The sequence below is a fragment of the Leptospira broomii serovar Hurstbridge str. 5399 genome, assembly GCF_000243715.2.
In the GTDB taxonomy this organism is placed as follows: domain Bacteria; phylum Spirochaetota; class Leptospiria; order Leptospirales; family Leptospiraceae; genus Leptospira_B; species Leptospira_B broomii.
In genome coordinates this window covers 370,929-385,742 of record NZ_AHMO02000008.1, presented here as the reverse complement: position 1 = coordinate 385,742, position 14,814 = coordinate 370,929, and the positions used below count along the sequence as shown (strand labels likewise).

Annotated in this window: 15 protein-coding genes; 9 read left to right on the top strand and 6 right to left on the bottom strand. The window is 42.7% G+C overall.

What is annotated here, in order from left to right; translation table 11 throughout:
- Positions 1 to 85 precede the first annotated feature (85 nt).
- Positions 86 to 1,018, top strand: coding sequence for a hypothetical protein (locus tag LEP1GSC050_RS07130; RefSeq protein ID WP_010570554.1), 933 nt, complete (start codon positions 86 to 88; stop codon positions 1,016 to 1,018).
- Between the two features lie 273 nt (positions 1,019 to 1,291).
- The gene (locus LEP1GSC050_RS07125; protein ID WP_232225670.1) at positions 1,292 to 2,614 is read left to right on the top strand and encodes a phospholipase C/P1 nuclease family protein; all 1,323 of its coding nucleotides are present in this window, start codon (positions 1,292 to 1,294) and stop codon (positions 2,612 to 2,614) included.
- 18 nt (positions 2,615 to 2,632) lie between these two features.
- Here the strand turns inward: LEP1GSC050_RS07125 and LEP1GSC050_RS07120 are convergent, their stop codons facing one another.
- The 6 genes from LEP1GSC050_RS07120 to LEP1GSC050_RS07095 all read right to left on the bottom strand — a co-directional run bounded on the left by LEP1GSC050_RS07120 (position 2,633) and on the right by LEP1GSC050_RS07095 (position 9,033).
- The gene (locus LEP1GSC050_RS07120; protein ID WP_010570552.1) at positions 2,633 to 4,927 is read right to left on the bottom strand and encodes a DNA polymerase domain-containing protein; all 2,295 of its coding nucleotides are present in this window, start codon (positions 4,925 to 4,927) and stop codon (positions 2,633 to 2,635) included.
- A complete protein-coding gene (locus LEP1GSC050_RS07115) occupies positions 4,917 to 5,192 on the bottom strand; it encodes a hypothetical protein (RefSeq protein ID WP_010570551.1) in 276 nt (91 codons plus the stop codon). Before LEP1GSC050_RS07115 ends, LEP1GSC050_RS07120 begins: the two co-directional genes overlap by 11 nt.
- A gap of 2 nt (positions 5,193 to 5,194) precedes the next feature.
- Entirely contained in the window at positions 5,195 to 5,839 is a 645-nt protein-coding gene (locus LEP1GSC050_RS07110; RefSeq protein ID WP_010570550.1) for a hypothetical protein, read from the bottom strand.
- Positions 5,840 to 6,605: 766 nt separating this feature from the next.
- The gene (gene corA / locus LEP1GSC050_RS07105; protein WP_040911213.1) at positions 6,606 to 7,619 is read right to left on the bottom strand and encodes a magnesium/cobalt transporter CorA; all 1,014 of its coding nucleotides are present in this window, start codon (positions 7,617 to 7,619) and stop codon (positions 6,606 to 6,608) included.
- Between the two features lie 55 nt (positions 7,620 to 7,674).
- Positions 7,675 to 8,226 (bottom strand): TetR/AcrR family transcriptional regulator, encoded by a 552-nt coding sequence (locus tag LEP1GSC050_RS07100; RefSeq protein WP_010412197.1) that lies wholly within the window; start codon positions 8,224 to 8,226, stop codon positions 7,675 to 7,677.
- 3 nt (positions 8,227 to 8,229) lie between these two features.
- Positions 8,230 to 9,033 carry an aldolase/citrate lyase family protein gene (locus LEP1GSC050_RS07095; protein ID WP_010570548.1) on the bottom strand — a complete coding sequence of 268 codons (804 nt, stop codon included), beginning with the start codon at positions 9,031 to 9,033 and terminating at the stop codon, positions 8,230 to 8,232.
- Positions 9,034 to 9,119: 86 nt separating this feature from the next.
- Between LEP1GSC050_RS07095 and lepB the strand changes: the two genes are divergently transcribed.
- From lepB to atpA, 7 genes are all read left to right on the top strand, one after another.
- Positions 9,120 to 10,100 (top strand): signal peptidase I, encoded by a 981-nt coding sequence (gene lepB / locus LEP1GSC050_RS07090; RefSeq protein WP_040911212.1) that lies wholly within the window; start codon positions 9,120 to 9,122, stop codon positions 10,098 to 10,100.
- A gap of 9 nt (positions 10,101 to 10,109) precedes the next feature.
- Complete coding sequence (locus LEP1GSC050_RS07085; RefSeq protein WP_010570545.1) at positions 10,110 to 10,340, top strand: AtpZ/AtpI family protein; 231 nt, start codon at positions 10,110 to 10,112, stop codon at positions 10,338 to 10,340.
- 477 nt (positions 10,341 to 10,817) lie between these two features.
- Positions 10,818 to 11,882: a F0F1 ATP synthase subunit A gene (gene atpB, locus LEP1GSC050_RS07075; RefSeq protein WP_010570543.1), complete on the top strand. Its 1,065-nt coding sequence runs from the start codon at positions 10,818 to 10,820 to the stop codon at positions 11,880 to 11,882.
- A gap of 40 nt (positions 11,883 to 11,922) precedes the next feature.
- The gene (locus LEP1GSC050_RS07070) at positions 11,923 to 12,216 is read left to right on the top strand and encodes an ATP synthase F0 subunit C (protein WP_010412179.1); all 294 of its coding nucleotides are present in this window, start codon (positions 11,923 to 11,925) and stop codon (positions 12,214 to 12,216) included.
- Between the two features lie 2 nt (positions 12,217 to 12,218).
- A complete protein-coding gene (locus LEP1GSC050_RS07065) occupies positions 12,219 to 12,743 on the top strand; it encodes a F0F1 ATP synthase subunit B (RefSeq protein ID WP_010570542.1) in 525 nt (174 codons plus the stop codon).
- Between the two features lie 5 nt (positions 12,744 to 12,748).
- Positions 12,749 to 13,309 carry an ATP synthase F1 subunit delta gene (gene atpH / locus LEP1GSC050_RS07060; RefSeq protein ID WP_010570541.1) on the top strand — a complete coding sequence of 187 codons (561 nt, stop codon included), beginning with the start codon at positions 12,749 to 12,751 and terminating at the stop codon, positions 13,307 to 13,309.
- The gene (gene atpA / locus LEP1GSC050_RS07055; protein WP_010570540.1) at positions 13,299 to 14,813 is read left to right on the top strand and encodes a F0F1 ATP synthase subunit alpha; all 1,515 of its coding nucleotides are present in this window, start codon (positions 13,299 to 13,301) and stop codon (positions 14,811 to 14,813) included. The genes atpH and atpA overlap by 11 nt, the downstream gene beginning before the upstream one ends.
- Position 14,814: the final 1 nt, after the last annotated feature.

Genomic DNA, 14,814 nt, shown 5'->3' with positions numbered 1-14,814 from the left:
CCGTCCCATGAAACGATGGAATTCTCCGCCTCTATCTTCTTTATATTGATCTTGCAAATTTACGGATGATATTAAAAATTTAATTATGGGAATACTGCGTCGGCTCTTTTTGATTTTACTGACATTTTCGATTATAGTGCCGATTTCGGCCCAAACTCTTTGGGATAATTTGAATTCGATGGTACCTGAAGGAAGTGGATTCGTTTATAGCTTCGATCCGAATAAAAAGACCGAAGCTTTCGATAAGACCGCGTTTTTTCTTTCCGATTACCTATATCGGGATCTTTTTTATATTACGGATTTGGATAGGAGAATCGAAGACAATTATAAGTTTAAAATTATCTCGGCTGTGTTGCATAATTTAACCGAAGACAATCCTCAAGTCCTCATATATAAAAATTATGTTGCGGGTAAATCGTTGAATGTGGCCATCCGATTGGTGACGAATAAGGAAAAGCCGACCGAAAGAGCAATTCTCTTCATGACGAACCTTATGCAAGGCGGAAAGTTGGCGGAAACTTCGGAGCAACTGGACCAATCTTTTGGACGAATTTTCGTCCTTACACCGACCGGAAAGCTGGTCCAATTGAACGATTTCGAAGATAAGAAGAAAGAAGAGAAACTGGATCGCAATCAACGAGCGGACGCATATCTTTTCGACGAAAAACTGGAGAATGATCAGAATATTCTCCCTCTCCTAACCGAACACTTAAAGGAAGAAAAGGACCCTTATCGGTTCTTTGTAGGGCATGTTACTATGGCCCAGTATTTCTTATCCGTAAATAAGTTTGAAGATGCGAAAATTTGGATCGAAAAAGCCGAACAACTTCGTATGCGGACAAAAGAAGGCGATGTAAGTTGGGATGCGCCGCTTCGACTAGTGACGTTTAATTACAATTATCTAAAGTTATTTGAAAAAGACGGAAATCAGCTCCCTGAAGGCGATAAGAACGAGTCGGCTGAAAATCCCAAGCCTTCCCAGAAATCAATGAAGAAAAGTAAAAAAGACAATCAGTAATCGCACTAGAGTGAATGGTGATCGCCTTATCCAGGAAGCCGATAATTCTTAAATTCCGGTTAGGGTTCAAAAAAATTCTCTAATCAGGATCAAAGAGGGAATTATGCGTAGAATTAGAGGATTGAGAGGAGATTGATCTAAATCCGTCTTACTCCCTCGAACGAGTAGACAAATTTTTCTTAATTCTTTTTTCTACGTTTCTTTAGATTTCCGAATTTATTAAAACCGTTTCGTTTTTGCTATTCTACTAAACTGACTTGCAGAATAAGTAACGTGTGGAAGTTTAGATGGATGTACAGTGTTAGACTTCTTTCTGCTCTAATCATGCTCTTATCGTTTCCCGTTTTTCCCTGGGGATCTCATTATCTAATCATGGACCGTGTTCTAGAACACAAATCGGTTTCTTACGCAAATGAAGAAGTTCCCGTTGAAGAATTAGAAACATTTGTTTCAGCCGAAGCGAAAGGGCTTAAAGGGGTCTTTGATGATTACTTTACTTGGTTAAAGAATCGAGGTTCTAAGCGATTTTTAAGTTATGAATTCAATATAGACGCTGCCCGTAAATCTCCGTTGGCTGAATTCTTGCGTGCAGCAAGATTACGCCCAGCTCATAAATTTTACTCAGTTCGAAGATTGCTTCCGGGCGAGACCGCCAAATATAATTTAGTAAATTCCTTTTTGGTATATCCTTATCTTGAGAAGAGAGAGATGGATCGATATTCGTTCGAGAATATTAAGACACGTAAAGTAAGCATACGATCGATTTTGACTACTTTTGTCGACGAACCGGATTGGGGAATGGATCACGAGCTTTGGAATGTCGTCGAATACGGATATGGCAAGCAGCCATTCGGGAATCCGAAAGGAGAAAGTAGTAAGGCTCCGTTTCATATGTATTTTCAGCACGAGAATTTTTTCGTCAGCAAATTCGCGCCCGAAATGACCAGCGGTAGCATGCTACCGGATCGCGTGGAATTATTTCGAAGACTTTCCGAATTTGCCGGAAAGACAAATCATCCTTTCTGGAAATATAGATTTGCGGCCTGGGCCTCCCATTATGTTCAAGATATCGCGCAACCGTATCACTCCAAGGCGGTTCCATCCGCAGGATATTATTATTATTTAAAATATGCGTTGGCTTCGAAGGAAAACAAGGTCAAGATAAAGAAGGACACGACGCAGGTTGTTGCTAACCGTCATTTTATATACGAGGATTTTGTTGCGTACGGCTTATATAAATCTTACACGGATAAGAATCCGATTTTTGAAAATTTAAAATCATATTTAACCGGTGGTGATGCATTTCTAACTGGCGTCGATTCGGTCGGCGAGCTATTGGAGGCGGTGGGAGCTAAGGCATCTAGTCATTCCCCCGATATAGATTCTACTATAGTGGCCATATTCGGAAAAACCATTACGATGGACCCGAATTACGATTTAGAACACGACCCTCATTATGAAATTTCGGCTTTCATCCGCGATATCGACCTCGAGAAAGGAAATGAACTCGTTAAAGAATCCGGAAAAGATTTTCAGACGACGGCGCAAGCTACCAGGTCCTTATTGAAATTATTAGGAGCTTATGGACCTCGATAAAAGTTTTGTGGATCGTACTTAAAAGGGAAGTCTTCCTTGATCATCGATAAGGGAATCGAAATCGTTAAAGGAAGAGAATTCGGACCAAACTTCTTTAAATGCGTTTAATAAAAGTTTGCGATAGAATTTTTTATCGTAATGGATTTGTTTGTCGGAAAGTTGAAGCTCTTCTTCGGGCGTATACCTGAGCCCTTTGGATTTCGATGCTTGGTTCAGAACCAGGTATTTGACTTTTTCTCCGGCCTGGACTTGCATTCCCAGTTCTCGAAGTTTATGCAGAGACAGAGAGGTTGCGCTATCCACTTCGTATTCTTCCAGATCTTTTGTAGTCGATCTTTTTACTAATAACTCCTTCCAGCTGACTTTTCCGTGTCTTAGTAGAGAATCATGCTTGGAATAAATCGATAATATTTCATTTTCAGAATGTTTTAAATCCCGCGTTGAAACTTTAGTACGCATCCATTCCAGCATTTCGGTTTGAGCGGTTCGAATAAATATCGGAAGATCCTTTCTCCTAGCGCAGATTCCTCTGAATTTTAATTTTCCGGATTCGAATCTCCCCATATATCGATTTGCAACCGGCATAAGAGGGTCCTGAGAAGAGGGTGGAAAAGCCAACCAAGTATAGATCCCGTCTACTTCGATTTTTACATCCGTTCGTTGAAAGATTTCCGAACAAAGATTTTCTAATTCCTCGGAAGTAAAAGCCGACGAATCTTCTTTACGGATAAAGATACTATCCGTAATAGCGTGTATGAAAACATAACCTCTTTCCTCGGTCGCTTCTTTGGCCGCTAACAGCTTTTCTCTCGCGAAGGCGTTAACGCTTTCGTGGCTTTCTAAACGACCGAACTTAGCATTTCTATAGCCTAGATAACCGAACGAAGTAACCAGCATCCATTTTAAACTAGATTGTCTGGCATCGTATTCGTCCTTCCTATCGTCGTTTTCGATTACTTTTCGTTTATAATAAGCCCTTCGATCCAATACGTGTTTTAGGGCTTCGGAAACGATACCGATTCTTTTATCACAAATATGATAACCGATACCGGGAACGATGGGAGTGTTAGGATCCGATTCGCAGCAGGAGCAATTTACGCATTCGGGAGAAATATTATGTAATACCATAACGCTCGGATACATTTGCGCAAAGTCGAGTTGTGCTACGTTCTCAGCCGTTTTCCCGAAAGATATATCGGGTTGAAAAACCAAACCTCCTTTGTCGGCTTCTAATAGTTGAAGCGCCGTTTTTGGAGATTCGACGGCGCTTTTTTGCCAAGGAACAAGATATCCTCTTCTTAACGCTACGTCCGTTTCTATATAAGTTAAGGCTTTGCCTGTAGAAGCTCTCGCCATTCTTTGAATCGGTAATCTAGATAATCTTGCCAATTCCACGATTCCTGCTAAGTACGCTTCTTTATAAACGAAACTATTGGAGGAATCTATATGCCATCTTCCGAATAAAGGATAGGAAGGTGCCCGGAAAACTATATTACCATAGGTGAAATAACTGGTTCCTTTTGTGGTAATATGTCGACGGATAGGGGCCGTCTTATCCCTATCAAAACAGGGAAGAAAACCCACTTTTTGCGCATAAGAGAATAGTTTCGGAAAGATGATATGGTCTCCGTAAGAGGAAAAAATAATATCCGGATCTTCTTTCTGAAGAATCGAGTCTATTTTGATTAGGAGCTCCCTGGGACTTTCCACGGAGAGTCTATATGAATGTTCGTCGGTTTGTAGGATTAGCGGATTATTTTGAAACCCTATTCTATGACTTTTTTCTAATCTCATATATATGGATTTAAATGTGGGAATTTTATAATCCATATCGGGAATTGAAGAACGGGATTTTATTTTCCTAATTTGTCTTCCGTTATCGAATACGATATAACTCAATTTTACTTCACATAGCGGGAACAGGCCTTTGTGAAACATATAACTCGTGGGAACATCTATATCGGAATGGTAGATATCGAATTTTCCATAAAGAGCATATAATTTTTTCGTAATTCTTGCTAGAATCGAAGGACGAGAAACGACTAATTTTAAAACCGGAACGGTCCGATTTTCGTAAAATAGATTTCGTTCCTCATACTGAGGGTGATCGCCTAAAGCATCAAGTTCATAGAGTCTCCGAACTAACTTTTTAAGAATTCCTTCGTCTCCTCTCGCGTAGATGATCGGCTGATAAGAATCAAAGAATAGAAGCGATTCTCCCGTATATGTTTTTATCCAGAGATAGATTTTATCTTCGGTATGATATACGTCGAATAAATATCCTTTTGCGAATTGAGATCGCTTAGGAGGCATCTCCCGCGTTCCCATTCTTCAATTTCTCGATTTCCCTTTTTAGAAGAGACGTTTCCTTTTTTAGATCTATGACCATTGTAAGTAGCATGGAATCGATCGGATAAGGAGACGAAGCCATAACGCCGGCTTGCACTTGCATTTTTGCGATCCGTATGAGCTCATCAAAAATCGCCTGGTCCGGTCTTCGCAAACCTCTTCTGAATTCATTCAAACTGGATTCCACTTGCTGCATTTGCCTGGAGTAGGGGATAACCGTTCTTCCCATATTTATTCCTCTTCTTCGGTTTTTAAAGGTGCACTTAACGTTCTATCCGAATGTAATAACCCTTTTCTTGTTTTTAAATAGGAGTGACCGCTTTCTATTTTGAGCTCCCAAATATCATCGGCTGTCGATATGAGTTTGGGAAAAAAACGTTGGAATGTGGGGTGGGAGTATCCTAAAGATTCGATCACTATGATAGGTAATTCCTTGTCCTTGAGGAGCTCCAAAACCAAATGCATTTTATCCAATAGGTAACGTCCTTCATCTTCCTGCACGTCCCCGTCGAAGAATTGTTTACATGGTGCCAAAAGGAAATAAATAGTGTCCTCTCTTCTGCTTTTCACAATCGATAATAACGAATCCAAAATTTGATACGGTGTAAAGGCACGTTGGATTAAAATATTTTGTAGGAGTTCCTCAGGGGGGAGTCGGTCTCTCCGTGTTTCTGCAGTGATCGTAAACGGGTTGAAGCGTATCGCACAGTCCAAGTTAAAGATCTTAAATCCGGAAGCCGCAAATGCATATTCCCAACGTAATGCTAAGCGATAAATGCCTTCCCGGCCCGTAAGCATACCGATTCCCTTACGATTCCAGCCCAGGATGGGGCGATATAAATCGGTAGCAAAATCTCGAAGGGAGTCTACATGCATGTATACTACATATACGATATCTATTTAAATGTAAAGTAAAAGATTTTGGGGAAAATCCCACCCTAACTTTGGGTGGGGGGCGGGGGTGGCTTTTTTTAAGAGTCGATTATGTAGCATAAAAAACAGAAATCGTCAATCTTAAATCGGAAAAAAGCCTGTTGGAGCTCCAACAAATTTGTAAATAAAAAAAATCTTGAAATAACGACGGGATGTATTGCGCACGTCGATGCGAATTGCTCATCGTGCTTCAAAGTGGAAAGCGGCCGGTTTCAAATCGGAATTTTTGACAGATCCGCCTCGGAATTAATAGAGCGCTAAATTAAACAAAAGATATATTCTATTTACATAATATTTGCGGCTATTTCTTAAATGTCGAAATTTTAAAGAATACGTCTTCGCATCTAAGATTCTTTCGGATTTGCTAACAGTGGCCCGATTTTAGTTGCTCGACCGATCCGAAATTGCAAAGGAATCACAAAGCTTGGGAGTAAATGCGATATTGTGAACAAGTATCCCAAGTTAAAGGAGCAGACCTATTCATATCGACAAAAGACTGACAAACAAGCGATTCTTAAAAACGCATTAAATGGGCGATCGATTTTAGCGAGAAATGGGGGTTCTATCGAGGACTCTTATTTTTCCGAAAAATTCGTTTATTCAAACGATATGTGAATTAAGACTCCGCAGGAATTCAAAAATATCCGCTACCGAATCGAATGAGAGTTTTTGACGGACCGACTCCTCGCTCGAAAGAGTACGGAACGATTCACTCATTAAACCATTTTTTTCTACGAAAATATAGCATCATCCAGGCAGGGATGCTTCCGATCGTCGCGATAGTGATCCAAAACATAATATCGCTGGAAAATGGCAGGTCGGTGAAATTCATCCCGAAAAAGCCGGTTAAGAAAGTTAAGGGAAGAAAGACCATAGATACCAAAGTCAGTTTCTTGATTATCTCGTTCGTCTTCTGAGACAATAGCGAGAAATACGCGTCCATCGAGTTCCCGATAAGGTCCCTGTCCATGTCGATGGTTTCCACCAGTCGGCTTAAATGATCGTAAACGTCCCTAAAATAGAATCTAATTCTTTGTGTCAGGAATTTGTTCTCATGCCGCATGATCAGATTCAGCACTTCTCTTTGAGGGGAAAGAACCCTTCTCATTCGAACTAGATTTCTTTTTAAAAAGAGCATATCTGTAACGAAGTCGGGCTGAACTTCTTTGGTAAGGATTTGGTTCTCCAGATCGGTGATCCCATCCGATACCTCGTCCAGAATCGGAAAATTCGAATCCACCAAAAAATCGAAAAGAACGTATAAAAGATGATCGGTTCCTTTGGCAACTAAGCTTGCCTCCGAACAACATCGGTTCCATAAGGTATCGATTATATTTTCATGATGTTCATGTACGGTGACTATGAAGTTATGGTTGAAAAACGCGTGGGTCTCTCTCGCTAAAAGCTGCTTGCTTCCTGGCGGGGATGAAAAGTTGTGTAGTACGATAAACGCATGATCTTCGTAATCCTCGAATTTCGGCCTTTGATTTCGATTAACGCAGTCTTCGATCGCTAAAGGGTGAAACCCGCAATTTTGGGAGAGAAAATAAAGATCTTCTTCGTTCGGATTTTCAAAGTCGATCCAAATCTTGGCTTTCTTACTTTCCTTATGTAAATCGAATTTGCGTCGTTGGTCTTTCTGGATTTCTAACGGAGAAGCTTTGGAGCCGGAAGGGAATTTTCCATTTCGGTTCATTTTCGGGAAGATTAGGATTCTCATCATAGAAAAACTCTTTATATAATCCGACGAGAAATCCGAGTTTTCTCAAAGTTTGATTTTACGTATTTTCGAGCGCATATACGATATAAGCTCGAAAATCTTCCAAACTGAATTCTTTCCTATTCGTGAGGTAATTTATCATATAACCGATGGTGGAAGAGGACAGATTTTTCACTTCGAATTCGGTATAGTTCGGTTTTAATGCGAGAATTACCTTCTTTGAATTTTCGTAAAAGATCAAATTTACGAGGTGAATATTCCGACGCTTCAGTCTATGTATTTTGGGTTGAAGCATAAGATTCCAATAGAGTCTTAAATATTCTTCGTTTTCCTTTACTAGCTTTATAATCTGTCCGGCAAGGAATTCTATCAATTCTTTTCGATCGTCGGGAGAGGTAAGATTCTCGGGAAGATACTTTTTTAGAATTTTATCATGCGATTGAATGATGCCCACTAAAATGGATTCTTTGGACTCGAAGTAGCGGTACGCTAAACCTAACGATAACCCGGCCCTTTGCGCGATTTGCCGCATCGTTGTGCCGTGATATCCCTGCTCCGAAAAAAGCCGAAGAGATGTTTTTAGGATTAGGTCTCGTGTATCCTTCGCCATTTTTTACCGGATAGAATAAAGAACCTTGCGAGATCCAATTCTTTCACGGTTTGTTTCCATGCGATTCTTATAAGCGAACGCTTTTTCCGGTTTTAAAATCGAAAGAAGATCATAGAGTTCGATTTCGAACTGAAGCATAGCCTCCGCTACTTCTTCAGCCCCTTTCTCTACTGACCGTTTGGCATCCACGCAAACGTGTCTCGAGTTTATTTTATCGGGCCCGATTTCTTCGGCTATTTTCCGGAAGTTCTGCTTCGTAATCGTTCCGCCGACGGAGGTTTTTTTCCCACGATCCTTGGAAATAGTCACGATCGTTTTGGTGACTTTCATGACTTCCTCATCGTCGGGAATCAGGCCCATCGAAGCGGATAAGTCGGATCGAGCTGCAGTCACTTGATCCAGCTCTTCGAAGGATTTTGAATCCACGATTTCGAGCAGATTCTTATATCCGGTAATCGTTTCCAGATTCATGGCTTTGAATACTTTTCGAAAAGTAACAGGGGGGAGCATGCTTCTGAGAGTGGCGATGAAGTTCTTGAGCGCATAGGCCGATTCGATCATCGGAGCCGAAATGCCTTCGATTTCCTCTTTTACGAGCATTCGGATATCCGTCCGCGCTTCCGGTCCCCCGATTTTGACCGTAACCGGCACCACGTCTTTGGCAACCAGGTGGAGAACCCTGATTTCCTCTGCGTCCATATCCTCGGTTTCCGTTCCACCCTTTAAGCCGACGATAGGATAGGTCGTCGTCAAAGAAACAAGGTAGCGGCGAAGTTCGATGATTTTACGGTCAATCTGCTCTTTCACCTTTCTAGTATCGTCCTTTCTATGAAAAGCGTAAGGATTTTTGGTGCGTGATTGACGGGAAATCCTAATCTCCTTTCAATAGACCTATGAGCGAGCCCCAGGGCATTCCATCTAAAAAAAGCCTAATTTCGGGATTTGTAGAAGACGAATCGATTTCTTCCACTTTTTCATTCATCGTAATCGTTGTTCTGGTTTTGGCATTTAAATCCTCGGTATTAGATGCCAATAATATCCCTTCCGGATCCATGATCCCGACTTTAAAAATCGGGGACTTTCTTTTCGTTAATAAGATGAGGTATTCCTTTAGAATGCCATTTACGGAAAAGGAACTGTTTCGATACGATAATCCTAAAAGAGGGGATATCGTAACATTTATTCCTCCGCAAAGGGCAATGACGGAACCGGGAGATACTCGGGACGGTTTTTTTCCTAAGCGTTATGTAAAACGGGTCATCGGTTTACCCGGGGACACGATTCGAATCACTTTGACGAATATTCGTAGAGACAATCACTATTCCACATACTCGGCGTTAGAGTACAAGGAAAAAGGGAGTTCCGAATTTACGAAGTATAAATATAGGGAGATCCAACCCGGCACCCTTTTGTATGACCTGGATAATACGCGGGCCTTGAGCGGCTTCTTATACAAAGAAGAAAAACCCGGTTTTGAGCATTACGTTTTAGAAGGGAGCGATTCCCTTTACTATCACGGGTCCGATTGCTATAAACCTAGCGGTTGTGAAATTCCGGCGGACCATTATATGATGGAAGGAGACAATCGCCCCGATTCTTCCGATTCAAGATATTGGGGATTTGTTCCTAGGGAAGATGTGCTCGGAAAAGCTGCCATGATTTACTTTTCCGTAAATTGGAAAGATTCCGTCTGTCAGTACAAGAGCGGTCAAGAATTAGCCGAGAAAGGTGTCCAGTATGCGGAACAGTACGAAGGCGCAGAACTAAAGAGTAGCTGCGGAGATCCTTCCGCAAATTGGATTCTCCGAACGATTTTATATAGAATTCCTAGAATGGAAGTTCGATGGTCCAGAATCGGGACTATCTTGCAGTAGGCAAACGTTATGCCCGAGCCCGAATCTAAGAAGCCGAAAGAAGCCTCCCCCTGGGAGTTAGCCGGGCTTGGAATGGAATTCTGCTTTATCGTTGTCGGATCAATCTTTATAGGGAACTACCTGGATTCCAAATTCGGGTTTTCTCCCTTCGGAATTTTAGGCGGCTCCGTGATCGGTTTTACTTACGGGATTTATTACATTCTCTATCGTGTCGCAAAGCATGAGAGAGGAGAAAAGTAGCTCTACCTTCGATGCAAGAAGGTCTATTAAATCCAAAAAAATACCTTTTCGGAGCGTTGCTAATAAGCCTTGCATTCCTCACCCTATTTCAGTTCGGACCCGACTTAAATTTTAGTTTCTGGAAAGGCGTTGTCTCATCTCTTCTCCTTTCTTTTTTCTCATATTCAATACGATTTTATATCCTTTTGAAGAATCCGACGGATGGTGTGAACGCGCAATTAGGAACGAACGTTCTATTTTTTTTCATTCATACGGCTTGTTTGTTTACGTTTTTATGGATGGGGGAACGTGAAGGATTTGTAATCGGTTTTTTTATTGCTCATTTCGCGAACATATTAATATTGGTATTCGCAAGGTGAAGGGACGAGCGCCGTTTAGAAGCGTTTTCGACCGATCCGAGCTGAACGTTAGAACCCCGGGGCTTTCTTCCCGGAAACCTGTTTCCCACAAAAGGAAACCGCGCATCTTTTTAAACGTATGTTGAAACGACTCTTTGCTGCAATCCTACTTCTTTCCGCCCTACCTGCGTTCGCGTCCGAATCTGCCGGAGAGGGATTTGATTTAAACGAAGTCTTGGTTCATCACTTGATGGATCACGCCGAGTTTCCTTTGAACATCGGCGGCCATAAGATCTATGAGGATCAGGAAGGTTTCGATCCTTCTAACGATACTATTTTCTTGGACCATCATCACAATAAAAGGTTCCATTTCGTTGGAGGTTTCGATCTCCACATCACTCGCAGGGTGACAATGATGTGGATCGTTTCACTCTTATTATTCGCAATTTTTATTCCTGCTGCTAAAATCATTTCCAAAAATCCTCTGAAAATCCAAGGCCGGTTTGCAAACGTAGTGGAAACTTCCGTCGACTTCCTGAAAAAGGATGTGGTGGATTCCAATATGGACGGCCACGGTCACGGATATTATCATTACATATTTTCTCTGTTCTTTTTTATACTTTTCTGTAACCTCTTAGGTCTGATTCCGCCTGTCGGAGAAATCGTAGAGTTAGGTTCCGAATTTGTACATAGTTACGTTCATGTGGGCGAAGAAGCTGACGAGGCGGTTTCCTCTAACTCGGCTAACGCTCATCACGAACCGATCTGGTTCGCGAAAGTTTGGAACGGGATTACCGTTACGGGTGACGTGTCGGTAACAATGACATTGGCGCTCATGACCATGGCGATGATTTATGCTGCCGGGTTTATATACCAAGGACCTAAGTTCGTGATTCATTCCGTTCCGAACGGGGTTCCTTGGCCTTTATATTTCTTAATGTGGCCTTTGGAGTTTATCGTTTCTCCCGCCGCAAAAACTTTCGCGTTAACCGTGCGTCTTTTAGCTAACATGACTGCCGGTCACGTTATTATTTTGGCATTGATGGGCTTTATTTTCCAATTCAAGGCCTGGGGAATTATTCCCGTATCAATGGCAGGAGCTGGAGTAATTTACGTTTTGGAACTTTTTGTGGCGTTCCTGCAAGCGTATGTCTTCGCCCTTTTAACTTCGCTCTTCGTGGGCTTAAGTATGCATAGGCATTAATTTTTAATCATTGTAAGTTCAAACAGGAGATAGTAGCAATATGGAATTCGGACTAGGATATATCGGAGTAGGAATCGCAGCTGGAATCGCCATCCTCGGTGCAGGTTTAGGAATCGGAAGAATCGGTGGATCTGCTGCAGAAGGCATTAGCCGTCAGCCGGAAGCCGGTGGTAAGATTCAGACCGCGATGATCATTTCTGCGGCTCTTATCGAAGGCGCGGCGCTTTTCGCTCTCGTTATCGCATTCCTCGCAGCAGGAACCTTAAACGACGCCGTTAAGTCTAGCGTTGAAAAAGCTAAAACTGCAGTTTCCGCACCAGCCGAAGGTAAATAATCTTGTTTCTCTTAGCAGCTAAGGGGCTAAACGGTCTTCTTGACGTAAATCCGGGTCTAGTTGTTTGGACCCTGATTACTTTCGGGATCGTCGTACTCGTCCTAAAGAAATTCGCCTGGGATGTTATTCTCAAAGCGCTCGATGAACGGGCTGAGACCATTCAAAACGATATTCGGAAAGCTGCGGACATCCGTTCGGAGGCAGAAGCGCTGCTCAAGGATTACGAAGCAAAAATCGCAGTAGCCCGCGATCAGGCAAACGGAATCGTTTCGGAAGCAAAATCCGATGCGACGAACCTTCGGAATAAGATGTTAGAAGATGCAGCTAAAGACGTGAAGCAATTAAAGGATAGCGCGGTAAAAGATATAGAGCTAGCAAAGTCCAAAGCCCTGGCGGAACTCCAGGAGCAGATCGTAGGTATGACCGTCCAAGTCGCGGGCTTAGTATTAGAAAAGCAGCTGAAAGCGGACGATTATAAATCATTTATCGAAAACGAGCTAGGCAAGATTAAGAAACTGAGTGCTTAATTGATATGAGCTATTCCGCGATTCCCAAAACCTACGCTGCCGCATTTGCGGAGGCAAGTACTTCCCTGGAGGAAGCCGAGCAAGAATTGGACTCGGTACTCCAAGTCATAAAATCGGAACACCAGTTTCGCGACTTTTTTGAGATCCCGTCCGTGACGAAGGAAGAGAAAGAACGCGTCCTAACCAAAACGTTTAAAGGAAAGATTTCGGAAATCACTTTAAACTTTCTGCAAGTGTTATTAAATAGAGGAAGATTTTCCTTTTTATCCGAGATTCATGATGCTTTCAAAGAAGAATTGGATCGGAAAAAAGGACGGGTTCGCGCGAAAGTTCGGAGCTATCCCGCTCTCGATGATGCGCAACTGACGAAATTGCGCGATGTTCTAAAGGATAAATTCAAGTCAGATTTCATTCTGGAAGCTACGGAGGATCCGAGCCTAATCGGTGGTTTTGTGGTCCGTTTCCATGACCTGGCGATCGATTCTTCCATGAAGAACCAGCTAAAGAAGGTAAGACAAGCCTTGCTGGAAACTAAACTACCGGTCGGAGTTGTGTATGAAAATTAAAACAGACGAAATTGCGTCGGTTCTTAAACAAGAAATTCTAAATTATAAAAAAGATCTAAGTGTAGAAGAAGTCGGAACCGTTCTGGAAGTAGGGGACGGTATCGCGAGAGTTTTCGGACTTAGAAACGTTATGGCCGGAGAGCTTGTTGAATTTCAAAACGGAGTTCGCGGACAGGCGTTCAACTTGGAAGATAATTCCGTAGGTGTGATCATTTACGGGGAATATAAGAATATCCAAGAAGGACATACCGTAAAACGGACTAATAAAATCTTAGAAGTTCCGGTCGGACCGGAACTTCTAGGCCGAGTGGTAAATCCGTTAGGCGAGCCGCTCGACGGAAAAGGCCCGATTAATACCAAGCAAACCAGACCTGTGGAAAGCCCCGCACCAGGTATCTCGATGAGACAACCTGTGGAAGAGCCGATGCAAACCGGTATCAAAAGTATCGACGCTATGATCCCGATCGGTCGAGGCCAACGTGAGTTGATCATCGGCGATCGTGGAACAGGTAAGACTTCCATCGCACTCGATACGATTATCAATCAAAAAGGATCCGGAGTGATCTGCGTGTATGTGGCGATCGGTCAGAAAGCCTCTACAGTAGCTACTACCGTCGAAAAACTCAAGGCTGTCGGCGCTATGGACTACACTATCGTAGTTTCCGCTACGGCTGCCGATCCTGCTCCTATGCAATACATTGCCCCCTATTCAGGTTGCTCTTTTGCCGAGTACTTTATGTATAACGAAAAAAAAGCGACCCTGGTGGTGTATGACGACCTTTCTAAGCAAGCAGTTGCATATCGTCAGATGTCTCTATTGCTTCGTCGTCCTCCAGGTCGCGAAGCTTACCCTGGAGACGTTTTCTATCTTCACTCTCGCTTATTAGAGCGCGCGGCGAAATTGGATGAAAAATACGGTGCAGGTTCTTTGACCGCACTTCCGATCATCGAAACGCAAGAAGGTGAAGTTTCCGCTTATATCCCTACGAACGTGATTTCCATCACAGACGGACAGATTTACCTCCAATCAAACTTGTTTGCTTCCGGCGTAAGACCTGCTGTCGACGTTGGTATTTCGGTATCTCGCGTGGGTTCTGCGGCACAGATCAAGGCAATGAAGCAGGTCGCCGGAAAGATGAAGTTGGAATTGGCTCAGTTCCGGGAACTTGAAGCGTTTGCCCAATTAGGAACGGAATTGGATCCTATCACTCAGTCTCAGCTGGATCGCGGTTACAGAATCGTAGAAGTCTTAAAGCAACCCGTATCGAATCCGTATCCCGTGGAAGAGCAAGTAGTGGAAATTTTTGCGGTAACTCGCGGACATATGGATAAAGTTCCGGTACCGAAGGCGCGTGAATTCGGCGTCCATCTGTTAAATACGATTCGTGCGCAATATCCTGAAGTTTTCAAAGCGATTCGCACAGAAAAGAAAATAGCGGATGAAAGCAAACTCGGCGAAGTCGTTTCTAAAATTGCTGGCGACTTCGTCAGGAACCTAAAGTAAG